The sequence below is a fragment of the Caballeronia glebae genome, from assembly GCF_001545035.1.
Lineage (GTDB): Bacteria > Pseudomonadota > Gammaproteobacteria > Burkholderiales > Burkholderiaceae > Caballeronia > Caballeronia glebae.
In genome coordinates this window covers 1-1,027 of the sequence record NZ_FCOJ02000175.1, presented here as the reverse complement: position 1 = coordinate 1,027, position 1,027 = coordinate 1, and the positions used below count along the sequence as shown (strand labels likewise).

Below are 1,027 nucleotides of genomic sequence, written 5' to 3'. Positions count from 1 at the left end.
CGAAAGCGAGCCGAAAAAACATGGCGACTCCGCAATTCCATCCGCTGCGCATTCGCGACGTGCGACCCGAAACCGCCGATGCAGTCACCGTTTCGTTCGATGTGCCGCCCGCACTGCGCGATGCGTTTCGCTTCACGCAGGGTCAGTTCGTGACGCTCAAGACGCATATCGATGGCGAGGAGACGCGTCGCTCGTATTCGATCTGCGTGGGCGTGACCGACTACGATCGCGATGGCGAATTGCGCATCGGCATCAAGCGCGTGCGCGGCGGACGCTTCTCGAACTTCGCGTTCGATACCTTGCAGCCCGGCCATGAGATCGAGGTGATGACGCCCGATGGCCGCTTCTTCACGCATCTGAACGCGGATCACGCGAAGCATTACGTGGCGTTCTCGGGCGGCTCGGGCATCACGCCGGTGCTGGCGATCATCAAGACGACGCTGGACATGGAGCCGACGAGCCGCTTCACGCTGGTGTACGGCAATCGCAGCGTGGACGCGATCATGTTCGCCGAAGAGCTGGAGGATTTGAAGAATCGGTATATGTCCCGGTTCTCGCTGTATCACGTGTTATCCGACGATTTGCAGGACGTGGAGTTGTTCAACGGCGTGCTGGATGAGCAGAAGTGCAAGGCGTTTCTCGCGACCTTGCTGTCGCCGGAAGCGATCGACGAAGCGTTCATCTGCGGTCCCGGCCCGATGATGGATGCCGCTGAGGCCGCGTTGAAGGATGCGGGCGTGGCGCCGAAGCAGATTCATGTTGAGCGCTTCGGCACGCCGTTGCCGCAAGCGGGGGCGCCGGCCATCGAGATCACGGAGAGCACGCCGGCGGCGGAGCTGGAACTGGTCATCGACGGCAAGAAGCGCAAGCTGCGCCTGCCGTATGAAGGCGTGAGCGTGCTCGATGTGGGTCTGAAGGCAGGGCTCGCGCTGCCGTATGCGTGCAAGGGCGGAGTGTGCTGCACGTGCCGCGCGAAAGTGCTCGAAGGCGAAGTGAAGATGGAGAAGAACTACACGCTCGAACAACA

At 61.7% G+C, this 1,027-nt stretch carries 1 protein-coding gene; it reads left to right on the top strand.

The genetic code is table 11. The annotated features are described in order from the left end of the window. Window positions 1-20: 20 nt before the first annotated feature. Window positions 21-1,027: FAD-binding oxidoreductase (locus AWB82_RS36675; RefSeq protein WP_143757004.1), on the top strand; the 1,007-nt coding region annotated here is incomplete at its 3' end.